Here is a 14894-nt window from a genome sequence, read left to right on the forward strand (position 1 = left end):
TACCCGGTTTTTGCCGCCAATGGCAGGCAGGGCACGGGTTCTGGTGGTGGGGGGGCCGCGTCCGGTGGCGGGCAAGACGGCACCGCGACCCGCGGGCAGGGACTATTCCGTGTACCGGGATCGTGCCCCCACCAAGCTTCCAAGGTGGCACGGGAGTTGCCAATTCCTCGGTCGGCTCAAGGGCTTGTCCGGGTCATGGCCTTCGCCAACGGTGGGTTTGACCCCGGGAAACCAGATGGCCGATGCTCAATAAGGGACCCTGGGGTTTTCGGTGGAAATTCCGCCGGGAAGCCGGAGGGCGGAAGGCCGGTCCTGCCGGGTATCGTCACGGGACCGTTCACGAGGAGGTGGCAATGAAATCGACGATTCCAGGCGGATTTCTGGTAGCCGGTCTGCTCGCCGCGCTGCCGGCGTGGGCGGCGGAGGAGATGCCCGAGCGCGAGCAGGCCGCCAAGGAGGCGGCGAGCGCCCTCATGAAGGAGCTCGGCGGGGAGCTCAAGCAGGCCATGAAGGAAGGGGGACCGCCCGAGGCCGTCAAGGTGTGCACGCAGAAGGCGCCCCGGATCACGGCCCGCCTGTCCCGCGAGCGCGGCTGGCAGGTGACCCGCGTCTCCAACGATTTCCGCAACCCCCTCCTGGGCATGCCGGACCCCTGGGAGCAGGAGGTTCTGAAGGAGTTCGAGAGCCGGGCCGAGGAGGGCGAGTCCCTGAAAGGGATGGGCTACGGCGAGGTGGTGAACGAGCCGGAGGGCAAGTTCTACCGCTACATGCAGGCCATTCCCACCCAGGAGATGTGCGTCGCCTGCCACGGCCCCGAGGACCAGCTGGACCCGACGGTGCGCGAGACCCTGCAGGAGCGCTACCCCCACGACCGGGCCACCGGTTTCCAGCCCGGGGACCTGCGGGGCGCTTTCAGCATCAAGCAGCCGGTGGAGGAGTGACCCGGTAGCGATGCGTGCCAACGGGCCGTTCGGAGGCAGTACGAACGGCCCCCAAGGGAGGAGCCCATGACCGGGCGGCGACCGGATTCCCCGAGCTTCTTCTACGGCTGGCTGCCCCGCCTGGTGTCCGTTTCCCTGGTGGTGGCGGTGGTCCTGGTTGGGCTGGCGGCGCCGTGGTCCTCGATGGCGCGGGGCGGGGTGGGCGTGGTCCTGCCCTGGCTGGTGATCCTCTGGGGGCTGGCGGCCGGTTTCGCCCATGCGCTGGACTTCGTTCCCGCCCGGCCCCTCCCCAGGCTCCTGCTGGGGCCGGGGCCGGCCTGGATCCTGCTGCTCGGGGGGCTGCTTTGGATGCTGGTGCTGAGCGGGGCTCCGCCCGGAAGGCCCGAATGAGTCTTGGTTGACCCGAATCAAACGCAGGGGTGATTAGTAGGGTCTAATCTGTAACCACCACACGGATCACGCGGCAAGAGGGGAAGCACCATGGCCCATATCGTCATTCTGGGCGCGGGGACGGGCGGTCTGCCCGCGGCCTACGAGATGCGGGAGGCGCTCGGCAAGGAGCACGAGGTCACCCTTATCAACGCCACCGACTACTTCCAGTTCGTGCCCTCCAACCCCTGGGCGGCGGTGGGCTGGCGGGACCGGGAGGGCATCACCTTCCCCATGCGGCCGTACCTGGAAAAGCACGGCATCGGCTTCATTCCCCAGCGGGTGGACCGGATCGAGGCGGACAGCAACCGGCTGCAGCTCGCCGACGGCCAGACCGTCGATTACGACTACCTGGTGATCACCACCGGCCCCAAGCTCAACTTCGGGGCCATCGAGGGCCTGGGCCCCAACGGCTACACCCAGTCCGTGTGCACCATCGACCACGCCGAGCAGGCCTGGCGGACCTACCAGGAGTTCGTGGAGAACCCCGGTCCGGCGGTGGTGGGCGCGGTGCAGGGGGCGAGCTGCTTCGGCCCGGCCTACGAGTTCGCCGCCATCCTCCACCGCGACCTGGCCAAGCGCAAGATCCGGGACCAGGTGCCCATCACCTTCGTCACGAGCGAGCCCTACATCGGCCACCTGGGCCTGGGCGGGGTGGGCGACTCCAAGGGCATGCTGGAGCACGAGATGCGCCAGCGGCACATCAGCTGGATCACCAACGCCAGCGTGACCAAGGTGGAAGACGGCACCATGCACGTGGCGGAGCACGACGAAAACGGCGAGCTCAAAAAGGAGCACGAGCTGCCGTTCAACTACTCCATGATGTTGCCGTCCTTCCTGGGCGTGGACCCGGTGGCCGAGGTTCCCGACCTCTGCAACCCCAAGGGCTTCGTCAAGGTGGACGAGCACCAGCGCAGCCCCGTCTATTCCAACATCTTCTCCGCCGGCGTCTGCATCGCCATCCCGCCCGTGGAGCAGACTCCGGTGCCCACCGGCGCGCCCAAGACCGGCTACATGATCGAGTCCATGGTCAGCGCCATCGTGAACAACATCCAGGCGGAGCTGGAGGGCGGCACGGCGGACGCCCGGGGCACCTGGAACGCCATCTGCCTGGCGGACCTTGGCGACACCGGCGCGGCGTTCGTGGCCATGCCGCAGATTCCGCCGCGCAACGTGTCCTGGTTCAAGGAGGGCAAGTGGGTGCACTGGGCCAAGATCGCCTTCGAGAAGTACTTCCTGCGCAAGGTGAAAAAGGGCACCACCGAGCCCATCTACGAGAAATACATGCTGAAGGCCCTGGGCATTAACCGGCTCAAGGACAAGGAGACCGGCTGAGCCCGGCCCGCGTTGGGACCACCCGGCGGCCGGCCCCCTTGCGGGGCCGGCCTTTTTTTGTCCCTTAGTGGTACCCCGTGTCGCGGGTGACCTTGCCCCGGAACACCCAGTAGGACCAGGCCGAGTAGCCGAGGATGACCGGAAGCAGGATGGCCAGACCGATCAGGGTGAAGCCCTGGCTCGACGGGTGGGCCGCGGCCTCCTCGATGGACAGGTCGGGCGGGACGATATGCGGCCAGATGCCAATCAGCAGGCCGATGTAGCCCAGCCCGAACAGGGCCAGGGACAGGAGGAAGGGCAGCACCTCGCGCCCCTCCTGCACGGAACGCCACAGCAGCCAGGAGGTGACCCCCACCAGGATCGGCAGGGGAGCCAGCCAGAGGGCGTCGGGGAAGGTGAACCAGCGCTCCAGGACCTGGGTGTGCAGGACCGGCATCCAGACGCTCACCAGCACCAGGAAGATGATGACGAGCATGGCCAGCGGCCGGGCGAAGGTGAAGGCCAGCCGCTGTACCCCGTTCTCGGCCTTGAGGATCACCCAGGTGGCTCCCAGCAGGGCGTAGCCGCAGACCAGGGCGAAGCCGGTCATCACCGTGAAGGGGGCGAACCAGTCGAGGGGGCCGCCGGCGTACTGGCCGTTCTCCAGGGGCAGGCCGCGTACGATGGCCCCCAGGATAACCCCCTGCGCGAAGGCGGCGACGATGGAGCCCACCATGAAGGACACGCCCCACAGCCACCGCGAGCGCCCCGCCTTGAAGCGGAACTCGAAGGACACCCCCCGGAAGATCAGGGCGATCAGCATCAGGATAACCGGCAGATACAGCGCCGAAAGCACCAAAGAGTAGGCCCGGGGGAAGGCCGCGAGCAGGCCCGCGCCGCCCAGTACCAGCCAGGTCTCGTTGCCGTCCCAGATGGGGGCGGCGGTGTTCATCATCAGGTCGCGGTCGTCCTCGTTGTCCACGAAGGGCATGATGATGCCGATGCCCAGCACGAAGCCGTCCAGCAGGACATACATGATGACGCCCAGGCCGATGACGCCGAACCAGATGTAGGGCAGGAGCTCGATCACCTCAGCCCTCCTCCGGGGTATCGTTGGAGGCGGACAGGGGCCGACCCGGGGCCCCGCGGGGCGCCTCGGGGGCCGGGCGCCGGATCCCGCCGCGGATGAGCCGGAGCATGTACCAGATCCCCGCGCCGAACACCACGAAGTAGACCAGGACGAACACCGTGAGCGACACCGCCACGCTCACGGGGTCGATGGCCGAGTGCGCGTCCGAGGTGCGCAGCAGGCCCTGGATCACCCAGGGCTGGCGCCCGATCTCGGTGGTGTACCAGCCCATAAGGATGGCCACGAGACCGGAAGGGGCCATGAGGACCCAGGCGCGCTGCAGCCGCGTCGCGCGCTCCAGCCGGCCGCGCCACGCCGCCCACGCGCTCCCCCACGCCACCACCAGCATGAGCACCCCCAGGGCCACCATGATCCGGAAGGACCAGAACACCGGCTGCACGGGCGGCCGGTCCTCCGGGGCGAAGGCCTTGAGCCCCGTCACCTCCCCGTCCAGGTCGTGCTTGAGGATCAGGCTGGCCAACTTGGGGATGGCCACCTCGTAGTGGTTCTCCTCCGCTTTTTCGTCCGGCCACGCCGCCAGCACCAGCGGCGCGCCGCGCTGGGTCTCCCAGTGCCCCTCCATGGCCGCCAGCTTGGCCGGCTGGTGCTCCACCACGAACAGGCCGTGCAGGTCCCCCGCCACGATCTGCGCCGGAACCACCAGCGCCGTGAAGGCCGTGGCGAGTTTCAGCATGCGCAGGGACTCCTCCCGGTGCCGCCCCCGCCGCAGGTACCACGCCGACACGCCGCCCACGAAGAAGGCGGTGGCGAGGAAGGCCGCCAGGACCATGTGGACGAACCGATAGGGGAAGGAGGGATTGAAGACGATCTCGAACCAGTCCACCGGCATGAACACCCCGTCCTCCAGGGCGTAGCCCGCCGGGGAGTGCATCCAGCTGTTGGCGGAGAGGATCCAGAAGGCCGAGATCAGGGTCCCCAGGGCCACCATGCAGGTGGAGAAGAAATGCAGCCGGGGCGACACCCGCCGCCAGCCGAACAGCATCACCCCCAGGAAGGTGGCCTCCAGGAAGAAGGCGGTGAGCACCTCGTAGCTCAGAAGCGGGCCGAGGATGTTGCCCGCGGCGTCGGTGAGCCGGCTCCAGTTGGTGCCGAACTGGAAGCTCATGACGATGCCCGAGACCACCCCCATGCCGAAGCTCAGGGCGAAGATCTTGAGCCAGAAGAAGTACAGGTCCAGATAGACCTGCTCCCGCGTCCGGAAGTAGGCCGCCTGCAGAAAGGCCAGCCAGCACGCCAGGCCGATGGTGAGCGCCGGGAAGAGGATGTGGAAGGAGACCACGAACCCGAACTGGATGCGGGACAGCATCAGCGCGTCGAGCATGCCGCTCTCCATCCGCTTGTGGCCGGAGCGGGAGTCGTACGGACCCCGCCCTCCGGGGCTGGCGGTCTACCCGTGGTCGGGCCGGCCCCCACCGTGGGTCGGATAGGCTAGCTTCCGACCATGGCAAGGGGGACCCGCCTTGCCAATCCGGGTTGTTCTTTATGGGGGGAGCTCTTCCGGCCGCTTTCGCTGATCCGTCCCGGCCGTGGCGCTTGATCATGCGGGGGCGTAGCGGGTCCAAATGGTAGGAGGGTGCGGATTCGGCAACGGTCGGGAGATAACCATGGGCAAGGCGCACAACCTGGGCTTCCCGCGCATCGGCGCGCACCGGGAAATGAAACGGGCGGTGGAGGCGTACTGGGCCGGTGAGAGCAGCCTGGAGGAGCTGGAGGCCACCGGCCGCGACCTGCGCGCCCGGCACTGGCGTCGGCAGGCGGAGGCCGGTCTGGACTACGTGCCGGTGGGCGACTTCTCCTGGTACGACCACATGCTGGAGATGAGCGCGCTGCTCGGCGCGGTGCCGGAGCGCTTCGGGCAGGTCAGCGGCAACGTGGACCTGGACACCTTCTTCCGCATGGCCCGGGGTCGGTCCGCGGACGGCGTGGAGACCACGCCCTGCGAGATGACCAAGTGGTTCGACACCAACTACCACTACCTGGTCCCCGAGCTGCACGCCGACATGGCCTTCGAGATCAGCTCCGAGCGCCTTTTCAGCGAGACCCGGGAGGCCCTGGACCAGGGCTACAACCCCAAGCCCGTTCTGGTGGGGCCGCTCACCTGGCTGTGGTTGGGCAAGGTCAAGGGGGGCGATTTCGACAAGCTGACGCTGCTCGACCGGCTCCTGCCGGCCTACGAGCGCATCCTGGACCGGCTCGCCGGACAGGGCGCGGAGTGGGTGCAGCTGGACGAGCCCGTCCTGGTGCTGGATCTGCCCGAGGCATGGCGCGCGGCCTATACCCGCGCCTACAACCGGCTCACCGGTCGCGGCCCCAGGGTCATGGTGGCCGCCTATTTCGGCGGCCTGGGGGACAATGTCGATCTGGTTCCTTCCGCCCCGGTGGATGCCCTCCACGTGGACGGCGTGCGTGGCGTCCGGGAGCTGGAGGGGGTGGCCGCGGCGCTGCCCGCCGACGCCGTCCTCTCGGCGGGCGTCATCGATGGCCGCAACATCTGGCGGACCGACCTGGAGGCGGCCCTGGAGCGGCTCCGGCCCCTGGAGCAGATCCTGGGGAACGAGCGCCTCTGGGTGGCGCCGTCCTGTTCCCTCCTGCACGTGCCCGTGGACCTGGCGGAGGAAACCGGCCTCGACGAGGAGCTCAAGGGCTGGCTGGCCTTCGCCGCGCAGAAGCTGGAAGAGGTGGGGGCCCTGAAGCGGGCCCTGAACGAGGGGCGGGACGCCATCGCCGAGGCTTTGGCCGCGAGTTCCGCGGCCGTCGCCTCCCGTCGGCGGTCGGCCCGAACCCGCAGTCCCGCGGTGCGCGAGCGGGTCGCCGGGCTGACCGGGGACATGACCCGGCGGGACAGCCCCTACGCCGAGCGCCGGCCGCGCCAGCGGGCCAACCTGGACCTGCCGGAGCTTCCCACCACCACCATCGGCTCCTTTCCCCAGACCGCGGAGATCCGCCGGGCGCGGCGGGATTTCAAGGCCGGGCGCCTATCCGAGGCGGAATACCTCCAGGCCATGCGCGACGCCATCGCCGAGGACGTGCGCATTCAGGAGGAGATCGGCCTGGACGTGCTGGTGCACGGCGAGCCCGAGCGCAGCGACATGGTGGAGTACTTCGGCCAGCGGCTCGAGGGCTTCGCCTTCACCACGGGCGGCTGGGTGCAGAGCTACGGCTCGCGCTGCGTGCGTCCGCCGGTCCTCTACGGCGACGTGGCCCGGCCCGAGCCCATGACCGTGGATTGGTCCGTCTACGCCCAGTCCCTGACGGACCGGCCCATGAAGGGCATGCTCACCGGGCCGGTAACCCTGCTGCAGTGGTCCTTCGTGCGCGACGACCAGCCGCGCGCGGACACGGCGCGGCAGCTCGCCCTCGCCCTGCGCGACGAGGTGGCCGACCTGGAGGCCGCCGGCCTGCGCGCCATCCAGGTGGACGAGCCGGCCCTGCGCGAGGGTCTGCCGCTGCGCCGCGGCGAATGGGGCGACTACCTGGACTGGGCGGTGGAAAGCTTCCGCCTCGCCACCAGCGGCGTCTCGGACGCCACCCAGATCCACACCCACATGTGCTACGCCGAGTTCAACGACATCATCGAGGCCATCGCCGCCCTGGACGCCGACGTTATCTCGGTGGAGGCCTCGCGCTCGGAGATGGAGCTGCTGGAGGTGTTCCGCGAGTACGAGTACCCCAACGAGATCGGCCCCGGCGTCTACGACATCCATTCGCCGCGCGTGCCCACCACTGACGAGATGGCGGAGCTGCTGGCCAAGGCCGAGCGGGTCATCCCGCGCGAGCGGCTGTGGGTGAACCCGGACTGCGGCCTTAAGACCCGGGGCTGGGGGGAGGTGCGCCCGGCGCTGGAGAACATGGTGGAGGCCGCGCGCCGGATGCGGGAGCCTCAGCCCGTGCGCTGAGCGCCGGCCGGTTTCAGGCCCGTTCCCGCAAGCCGAGGTGCTCGACCAGGTCCTCCAGATGGGCTTCCCGCACCCCGATGGCCCGCAGGCCTTCCCAGGTTCTCGCCACGTACTCGGTGTTGGGGCCCGACCGTCCCCTGGCCCGCCGGACGATGGTGGCGGCTTGCGAGGCGGAGAGATCGAGCCGGCAGCGGGGGTGGTGGGGGTTGGCCACGTAGGTCAGGGCGGTCTCCTCCCGGTCGGCCACCGACACGGTCAGCCAGGCCCGCTCGTACACGGAGTCCCCCAGCTCGCGCCGGTCCAGGTAGTCCTGGACCTCCGCCTCCCGCTCGGGGGCCACGCGGAATCCCAGCCCCCGGCAGACGCCGCCCTCGGCGGGGACGAGCCCCAGGACGAGGCCCGGGTGCTCCCAGGTCCCGCGGTGGTCGTGGGTGTAGACGCAAAAGCGGCGGGCGAATCCCCGGAGAGTGGCTACCTGCGCCTCCTCATACGGGAACCCCGGGTTCCAAACCAGGCTGCCGAAACCGAAGACCCACATGAAGGAACGCCTCGCTGCTGCTGGGGAGGGGGGTAGGTCCCTCCGCTTGGTGAATGCCCAGGATCGGTAGTCTACCCCCTCATGGGTAGGCAGTCAGGGGGACTTCTTGGGGGCATCGAACGCAAGCAGGCCCGCCGAATGGCGGGCCTGCTTGCGGGTCGCGTCCGGGACGGCCGCTCCTACAGGGGCGGGGGCTACTGCTGGTGGTAGAGCTTGCCGCCCGTATCCAGGAACTCCTCGGCCTTCTCCTTCATGCCCTCCTCCAGGGCGGTCTCGCTGTCCACGCCCTGGGCCGCGGCGTAGTCGCGCACCTCCTGGGTGATCTTCATGGAGCAGAAGTGCGGGCCGCACATGGAGCAGAAGTGGGCCACCTTGGCCGAGTCCTGGGGCAGGGTCTCGTCGTGGAATTCCTTGGCCTTGTCCGGGTCCAGGCCCAGGTTGAACTGGTCCTCCCAGCGGAACTCGAAGCGCGCCTTGCTTAGTGCATTGTCGCGCACCTGGGCGCCGGGCAGGCCCTTGGCCAGGTCCGCGGCGTGGGCGGCGATCTTGTAGGTGACGATGCCCTCGCGCACGTCGTGCTTGTTGGGCAGCCCCAGGTGCTCCTTGGGCGTCACGTAGCAGAGCATGGCGGTGCCGTACCAGCCGATGTTGGCGGCGCCGATGCCGGAGGTAATGTGGTCGTAGCCCGGGGCGATGTCGGTGGTCAGCGGGCCCAGGGTGTAGAAGGGCGCCTCGCTGCAGTCCGCCAGCTCCGCCTCCATGTTCTCCTTGATGCGTTGCATGGGCACGTGGCCCGGCCCTTCGATCATCACCTGGCAGTCGTTGGCCCAGGCGCGCTCGGTGAGCTCGCCGAGGGTGCGCAGCTCGGCCATCTGCGCCTCGTCGTTGGCGTCGAACACCGACCCCGGTCGCAGGCCGTCGCCCAGCGAGAAGGCCACGTCGTAGGCCTTCATGATCTCGCAGATCTCGTCGAAGCGCTCGTAGAGGAAGGATTCGGTGTGGTGGGCCAGGCACCACTTGGCCATGATGGAGCCGCCGCGCGAGACGATGCCGGTCTTGCGCTTGGCGGTCATGGGCACGTAGGGCAAGCGCACCCCGGCGTGGATGGTGAAGTAGTCCACGCCCTGCTCGGCCTGCTCGATGAGCGTGTCGCGGAACAGCTCCCAGGTGAGCTCCTCGGCCTTGCCGTCCACCTTCTCCAGGGCCTGGTACATGGGCACCGTGCCGATGGGCACCGGCGAGTTGCGCAGGATCCACTCGCGGGTCTCGTGGATGTGCTTGCCGGTGGACAGGTCCATGACCGTGTCCGCGCCCCAGCGGATGGCCCAGATCATCTTCTCCACCTCCTCGTCGATGGAGGAGGTTACCGCCGAGTTGCCGAGGTTGGCGTTCACCTTCACCCGGAAGTTGCGGCCGATGGCCATGGGCTCCGATTCCGGGTGGTTGATGTTGGCGGGGATGATGGCGCGGCCGGCCGCCACCTCCTGGCGCACGAATTCCGGGGTGAACTCCTCCGGGAGCTGGGCGCCGAAGGCCTCGCCGGGGTGCTGGGCTAGCAGCCCCGCCGCCTCGTACGCCTCCCGCATCTCCGCCAGGCGGTTGTTCTCCCGGATGGCCACGTACTCCATCTCCGGGGTGACGATCCCCTGCCGGGCGTAGTGCATCTGGGTGACGTTGGCCCCGGCCTTGGCCCGGCGCGGGGTGCGCTGGTGGGCGAAGCGCAGCTCGGCGGTGGCCGGGTCGGCGCGCCGTTCGGCGCCGAAGGCGGAGGTGGGGCCGTCGAGCTCCTCGCTGTCGCCGCGTTCGGCGATCCAGCCGGCGCGCACGTCGGGCAGGCCCCGGCGCAAGTCGATGTCCGCGTCCGGGTCGGTGTAGGGGCCCGCGGTGTCGTAGACGGTGATGGGCGGGTTGTCCTCCGCGCCGAACTGGGTGGGCGTGGGCGACTGCGCGATCTCGCGCATGGGCACGCGCAGGTCGGGACGGCTGCCGGTGACATGGATCTTGCGGCTGCCGGCGAAGGGCCGGCGGACCTCGTCCGCCACGCGGGCGGCGTCCTGCTGCAGGACTTCGGTATCGGTGCTCATCGCTGCTTCCTCCCCCGGCCGGACGCGCCGGCGGCTAAATTGAAGGCGAATTCAATTTCGGAGGAGACGAGACGGCACAGGGGCGGGAGGGAGTCGGCAGGTACGGAACGGGGACGGAGGGCCCGGGACGGGCCGCAAGGACACAGCCGAACGGTTGCCGCACTCTTCCTGCGCCGGTATTACCCGGTTCAGGTTCTAAGGGTCGTCCCGCCCTTGTAGCCTGCCGAGAACCTGTTGCGGAGGCCGTCTGCGGCGTTGCGCACTGCTCGCTCCTTCACCTACCTGACCAGGTATGCTTCAGTCGCTGCGCAGTGTGCGCCTTGCAGCCGGCCTTCCTCTCGACGGTTCTCGGCAGGCTCCGTGGGACCTCTCAGCCGGTCTTCCCGGCTCCCCCGAGTGGTAGCCGCCCATGTTGCCGCAGCCTTTCCTCCCAGGCAAGTAGGCCCCCTACCGAGGTACAACCGCGGGGCACGCGGAGGGCACGGATGGCCCAAAGACGATCGGGACCAAGGCCCGGCCGGCCGGCGAGCCCTGTGGGAGCGGTCCGGAACCGCGACCGGCAGCGAGCCCAGGCAACCGGTCGGGGTCGCGGACCCCTCCCACGGTTTTCTCGAGCAGGGTGGCTTTCCTGCGGACCTTGATAGTCGGTCGGCAGGCCGAAGGATGCGATGCTCAGTGTCCTCCGTGGCCACCCTTCGGGGGGCCACCGCCGGGCAGCTCCGCCACCAGGTCCCGCTCGATGTCCGCGAATCCAAGGACCTCGCCGCCGTGCTCGGCTGCGAAGGTTTCCGCCTCCGACCGCTTACCGAAGGAGGCCAGCGTGGGGCCCATGGCGCCGCGGCGGTCGCTGCCCACCACGTAGTGGGCCTCCCTAGCCGGGATCCAGGCGCCCTCCGCCTTGTGCGGACGCTCCCAGGCGCTCTTCCCCATGTCGTTCACGTACATGACGGCGATCCGGTGGTCCTGCGGGCTGTCCTCCTCCAGCAGGAAGGCGAAGAAGTCCCGCGTGGAGCAGAAGTGCAGGGGGCGGTCCTCCCCCTTGAGGTGGAGCTGGGCCTTGGGCCCGGGGTAGTCCACCACGGTCATGCCGCAGACGGCGCAGCTGGCCGAACGGTCCGGGATCTGCGGGTCGGGCGTTGCGGTCTCCTGCCCGCCGCCGCTGCAGGCGGCGAGCAACAGGGTCAGGATCAGGGCGAGTAGGGGGGCTTTGGGCATGGTTTCTCTCGTTCTGGAAGTCGATGGGCGCCGCCGGGCGGTTTCGCCGTCCTAGGAGGACTCGCCCCGGTTGAACAGCCAGGCGGCCAGGGCCAGGGGCACGGCGGCCCAGGCGGCCAGGACCCCGATGAGCAGCGTCCGGGAGAACAGGGCCTCGGGCACCACCGAGGCCAGCCCGGAGCTCAGGGCCACGGCGTCGAAGCCGGTCAGGTTGAGCAGGCGGTAGACGTCCGCCGGGTTGAGCAGCAACAGATAGGGGAACACCCCGCCGCCGATGGCGCCCTCCGTGGCCACCAGCGAGCCCAGCAGGAGCAGGTCGAAGACCAGCACGAAGACCAGCCACAGCAGCAGGGCCAGGCCGGCGGCGCGGGTCTTCTCGGCGACGGCCGCGGAGACTACGTAGGCCAGGCTCTGAAAGGCCAGGGCCAGCAGGATGGAGGTGGCCACGAACAGGACGTAGGCTCCCCAGGCGCCGGACTCGCGGGCCTCGGGGGCCAGCATCGCCAGCAGGGCGCCGGCCACGGTGAACCCCAGCAGGATGGACAGGGACAGCACGGCCGCCTGCCCCAGGAACTTGCCCACGAAGATCTGCCAGCGCTGCACCGGGTGTCCCAGCAGCAGAAGCAGGGTGCCGGCCTCGCGCTCGCCGACGATGGCCCCGTAGCACAGCACCAGGGCGATCAGCGGGATCAGGTAGATGGCCAGGCTGGTGAGGCTGGCGATGGTCACCCCCATGGGGGTGAAGCCCACCTCGCCGCTCGGCGCGGCGCCGAAGTAGGCCAGCCCCAGGGCCAGCAGCGCCAGCATGAGCGACACCGCCAGCACCCAGCGGTTGCGGACGCCGTCGCGGAACTCTTTGCGGGCCAGGGCGAGAATCGGGCTCATCACACTTCCTATCCGGTTCGGTCGGGGAGGGGGCGATAACCGCCCGCAAAGTTGCCGTGGGAGCGGTCATCGGCCCCGACAAATGCGCCACCGCAGGAAGTCGCGGCTGGTAGCCGCTCCCACAAGAGCGCTGGCATGGCGAAGCTGGCCATCAATCGGCGCCCTCCCCGGTGAGGCCGAAATGGGTGTATATGTCCGCCAGGGAGGGCGGGGTCATGTCCACATCGGTGACGTGTTCGGCGGCGGTTGCCCGCTGCAGCACGGCCAGCTTCTGTTCCTCGCCGCAGGTCACCGTCAGCCCTGTGTCGTCCGCTTCCGCCGCGACGCCCGTCAGGGCGGTCAGCTCGTCCCGGAGATCGCCCAGCCCGGTGCCGGAGATGCGGATCCGGAGCTGCAGGCCAGTGCGCCGGCGTAGGTCGCGCAGATCGCCCTGGGCCAGCAGGTGCCCCCGGCCGAGGATGGCCAGGGTGTCGGCGCGATCCTCGATCTCGGCGAGGATGTGGGAGGAGAGGATCACGGTGGTGCCGCGCGCCCGCAGGTCCTCCAGGCGGGCGTAGAACTCCTCGGTGGCCTGGGGGTCCAGGCCCACCGTCGGCTCGTCGAGCAGCAGGAGGTCGGGCTCGCCCAGCAGCGCCTGGGCCAGGCCCAGGCGTTGGCGCATGCCCTTGGAGTAGGTGCGCACCTTGCGGTGGGCGGCGTGGGCGAGCCCCATCTCCTCCAGCATGGGGCCGCACCGGCGCCGGTCCACCCCCTTCAGGTCGGCGTAGAAGGCCAGCACCTCGGCACCCGTGAGCTGGTCGTAGAAGGCCACGTTCTCCGGCAGGTAGCCCACCCGGCGGCGGATGCGGGCCCCCTCGGCCCCCCGCGGCTCGCCGCCGAGCAGCCGCACCCGGCCGGTGGTGGGGGCGAGGATGCCGAGCAGCATCTTCATGACCGTGGTCTTGCCGGCGGCGTTGTGGCCGAGCAGACCCAGGATCCGGCCCCGGGGGATGGCCAGATCCATCGCCCGCACCGCCTCCACCCGCCCGAAGCGCTTGCCGACGCCCTCCAGCTCGGCGGCCGGCGATTCCGGTTGCTCCGCGCGGCTCATGGGGTGACTCCTTCCGGGTCCATGAGGGGATGGCGGTCGGTGACGCCGGGGCTGCGCAGGGCGGGGAACTGCTGCTGGATCCAGCGCAGGGTCTGCACCGCCGGGCTGTTCATGAGGATGCGCACCAGGGGGTACTTCCAGATGAGCTTGTCCACCATGTCGTTGGGGCGGTAGGGCACGTCGCCGATGCCGTCGCCGTCCGTGTCCCAGCCCAGGTAGTCGCTCCAGTAATTGCCTCGCCCGTCCCGCGACCACTCCTGCTCGCGGTTGCCCACGTATTTCACCTGGTTGCGGGAGTGCAGGAAGGCGTTCTGGTGGATGCGGTTGTGGAAGGAGCCGGCGGTGAGGTGGATGCCCACCTCGCAGCCCCGGAAGCGGTTGTGGTGGAAGTCGTTGTACTGGGCGTTGTAGACGAAGGCGCATTTCTCCGGGCCCGGGTCCACGCGGTTGTGGTGGATGGCGCTCTGCTTCACGTAGTTGAGCAGGAGGCCGTAGTCCTCGTCGTCCGCGGAGCGGTTGTGGTGGACCTCCAGGTTGTCCGACATCATCAGGGCGTAGCCGGCCCGGGTGTCGTGGGTGCGATTGTTGGTCACCTCGTTGCGGTGGGAGTACATGTAGTGGACCCCGTAGCGGAGGTGGTGGAGGTGGTTGTCGTGGAGCACGTTGCCGCCGTGGGAGACCTCGATGTAGATGCCGTCGCGCGTCTCCCAGATCTCGTTGCCGGTGACCAGGGCCCCGGATACGTCCCATAGCTGTACGCCGTTGCCGCGATCCGGGGAGACCACCTCGGCGTTGCCGTGGATGCGGTTGTCCCGGATCACCGGGGAGGCGGCGCCGTCCACCCAGATGCCCCAGGCGGTACGGTCGATGAAGCAGTCCTCGATGCGGGTGCCGGTGGCCGATCCCTCCACGAAGACGCCGGCGTTCATCTCGTTGAGGTCCATGCCGGAATGGCGGATCTCCAGGCCCTGGATGGTCACGCCCGGGGCCGTCACCCGGATCACGTCGCCGGAGCCGCCGCCGTCGAGCACCGCGTCCTCCTCGCCGGCGAGGGTCAGGGCCTTGTCGAGGCGCAGGGCCTCCACCGTGTGGGTGCCTTCGGGAACCACCACCGTGTCCCCCTCCGCGGCCCGGTCCACCACCTGCTGCAGGGCCTCCCCCGGCTGCGGCCGGAGCTCGGCGCCCCATGCGGGACAGGCGGCACCCGCGGCGAGCAGAACCAGGCCGATGATCCGGGCGGGAAAATGCAATAGCTCGACTCCGTGGAAACCGGGCAGGGCATGCCGGCAGAGCAGTGTAGGAGCGGCCAGTGGCCGTGATCCGGCCGGAGAGGTTCCCCATGTCGCGGCCAC

The 14894-nt window shown here is 69.4% G+C and carries 12 protein-coding genes; 4 read left to right on the plus strand and 8 right to left on the minus strand.

What is annotated here, in order from left to right; translation table 11 throughout:
* The first annotated feature begins 353 nt into the window (after positions 1–353).
* From AN478_RS04845 to AN478_RS04855, 3 genes are all read left to right on the plus strand, one after another.
* The gene (locus tag AN478_RS04845) at positions 354–941 is read left to right on the plus strand and encodes a Tll0287-like domain-containing protein (RefSeq protein WP_054965484.1); all 588 of its coding nucleotides are present in this window, start codon (positions 354–356) and stop codon (positions 939–941) included.
* 66 nt (positions 942–1007) lie between these two features.
* A complete protein-coding gene (locus AN478_RS04850) occupies positions 1008–1331 on the plus strand; it encodes a hypothetical protein (RefSeq protein WP_054965485.1) in 324 nt (107 codons plus the stop codon).
* A gap of 90 nt (positions 1332–1421) precedes the next feature.
* Complete coding sequence (locus AN478_RS04855; protein WP_054965486.1) at positions 1422–2705, plus strand: NAD(P)/FAD-dependent oxidoreductase; 1284 nt, start codon at positions 1422–1424, stop codon at positions 2703–2705.
* Positions 2706–2769: 64 nt separating this feature from the next.
* Here AN478_RS04855 and cydB read toward each other — a convergent pair whose 3' ends face one another.
* Both cydB and AN478_RS04865 read right to left on the minus strand, forming a co-directional pair.
* Positions 2770–3795, minus strand: a complete 1026-nt coding sequence (gene cydB / locus AN478_RS04860; protein ID WP_074471470.1) for a cytochrome d ubiquinol oxidase subunit II — start codon at positions 3793–3795, stop codon at positions 2770–2772.
* A complete protein-coding gene (locus AN478_RS04865) occupies positions 3776–5155 on the minus strand; it encodes a cytochrome ubiquinol oxidase subunit I (protein ID WP_054965487.1) in 1380 nt (459 codons plus the stop codon). Before AN478_RS04865 ends, cydB begins: the two co-directional genes overlap by 20 nt.
* 283 nt (positions 5156–5438) lie before the next feature.
* Between AN478_RS04865 and metE the strand changes: the two genes are divergently transcribed.
* Positions 5439–7730 carry a 5-methyltetrahydropteroyltriglutamate--homocysteine S-methyltransferase gene (metE, locus tag AN478_RS04870; RefSeq protein ID WP_054965488.1) on the plus strand — a complete coding sequence of 764 codons (2292 nt, stop codon included), beginning with the start codon at positions 5439–5441 and terminating at the stop codon, positions 7728–7730.
* Between the two features lie 13 nt (positions 7731–7743).
* Here metE and AN478_RS04875 read toward each other — a convergent pair whose 3' ends face one another.
* The 6 genes from AN478_RS04875 to AN478_RS04900 form a co-directional block, all read right to left on the minus strand.
* Positions 7744–8268, minus strand: coding sequence for a gamma-glutamylcyclotransferase (locus AN478_RS04875; protein WP_054965489.1), 525 nt, complete (start codon positions 8266–8268; stop codon positions 7744–7746).
* A 194-nt stretch (positions 8269–8462) separates the two neighbouring features.
* Positions 8463–10352 carry a phosphomethylpyrimidine synthase ThiC gene (thiC, locus tag AN478_RS04880; RefSeq protein ID WP_054965490.1) on the minus strand — a complete coding sequence of 630 codons (1890 nt, stop codon included), beginning with the start codon at positions 10350–10352 and terminating at the stop codon, positions 8463–8465.
* Between the two features lie 672 nt (positions 10353–11024).
* Complete coding sequence (locus tag AN478_RS04885) at positions 11025–11567, minus strand: nitrous oxide reductase accessory protein NosL (protein ID WP_054965491.1); 543 nt, start codon at positions 11565–11567, stop codon at positions 11025–11027.
* Positions 11568–11618: 51 nt separating this feature from the next.
* Positions 11619–12452 (minus strand): ABC transporter permease, encoded by an 834-nt coding sequence (locus AN478_RS04890; protein WP_054965492.1) that lies wholly within the window; start codon positions 12450–12452, stop codon positions 11619–11621.
* 151 nt (positions 12453–12603) lie between these two features.
* A complete protein-coding gene (locus tag AN478_RS04895; protein WP_054965493.1) occupies positions 12604–13542 on the minus strand; it encodes an ABC transporter ATP-binding protein in 939 nt (312 codons plus the stop codon).
* Positions 13539–14792, minus strand: a complete 1254-nt coding sequence (locus AN478_RS04900; protein ID WP_054965494.1) for a nitrous oxide reductase family maturation protein NosD — start codon at positions 14790–14792, stop codon at positions 13539–13541. Before AN478_RS04900 ends, AN478_RS04895 begins: the two co-directional genes overlap by 4 nt.
* Positions 14793–14894: the final 102 nt, after the last annotated feature.

The sequence above is a fragment of the Thiohalorhabdus denitrificans genome (assembly GCF_001399755.1).
Taxonomy (GTDB): domain Bacteria; phylum Pseudomonadota; class Gammaproteobacteria; order Thiohalorhabdales; family Thiohalorhabdaceae; genus Thiohalorhabdus; species Thiohalorhabdus denitrificans.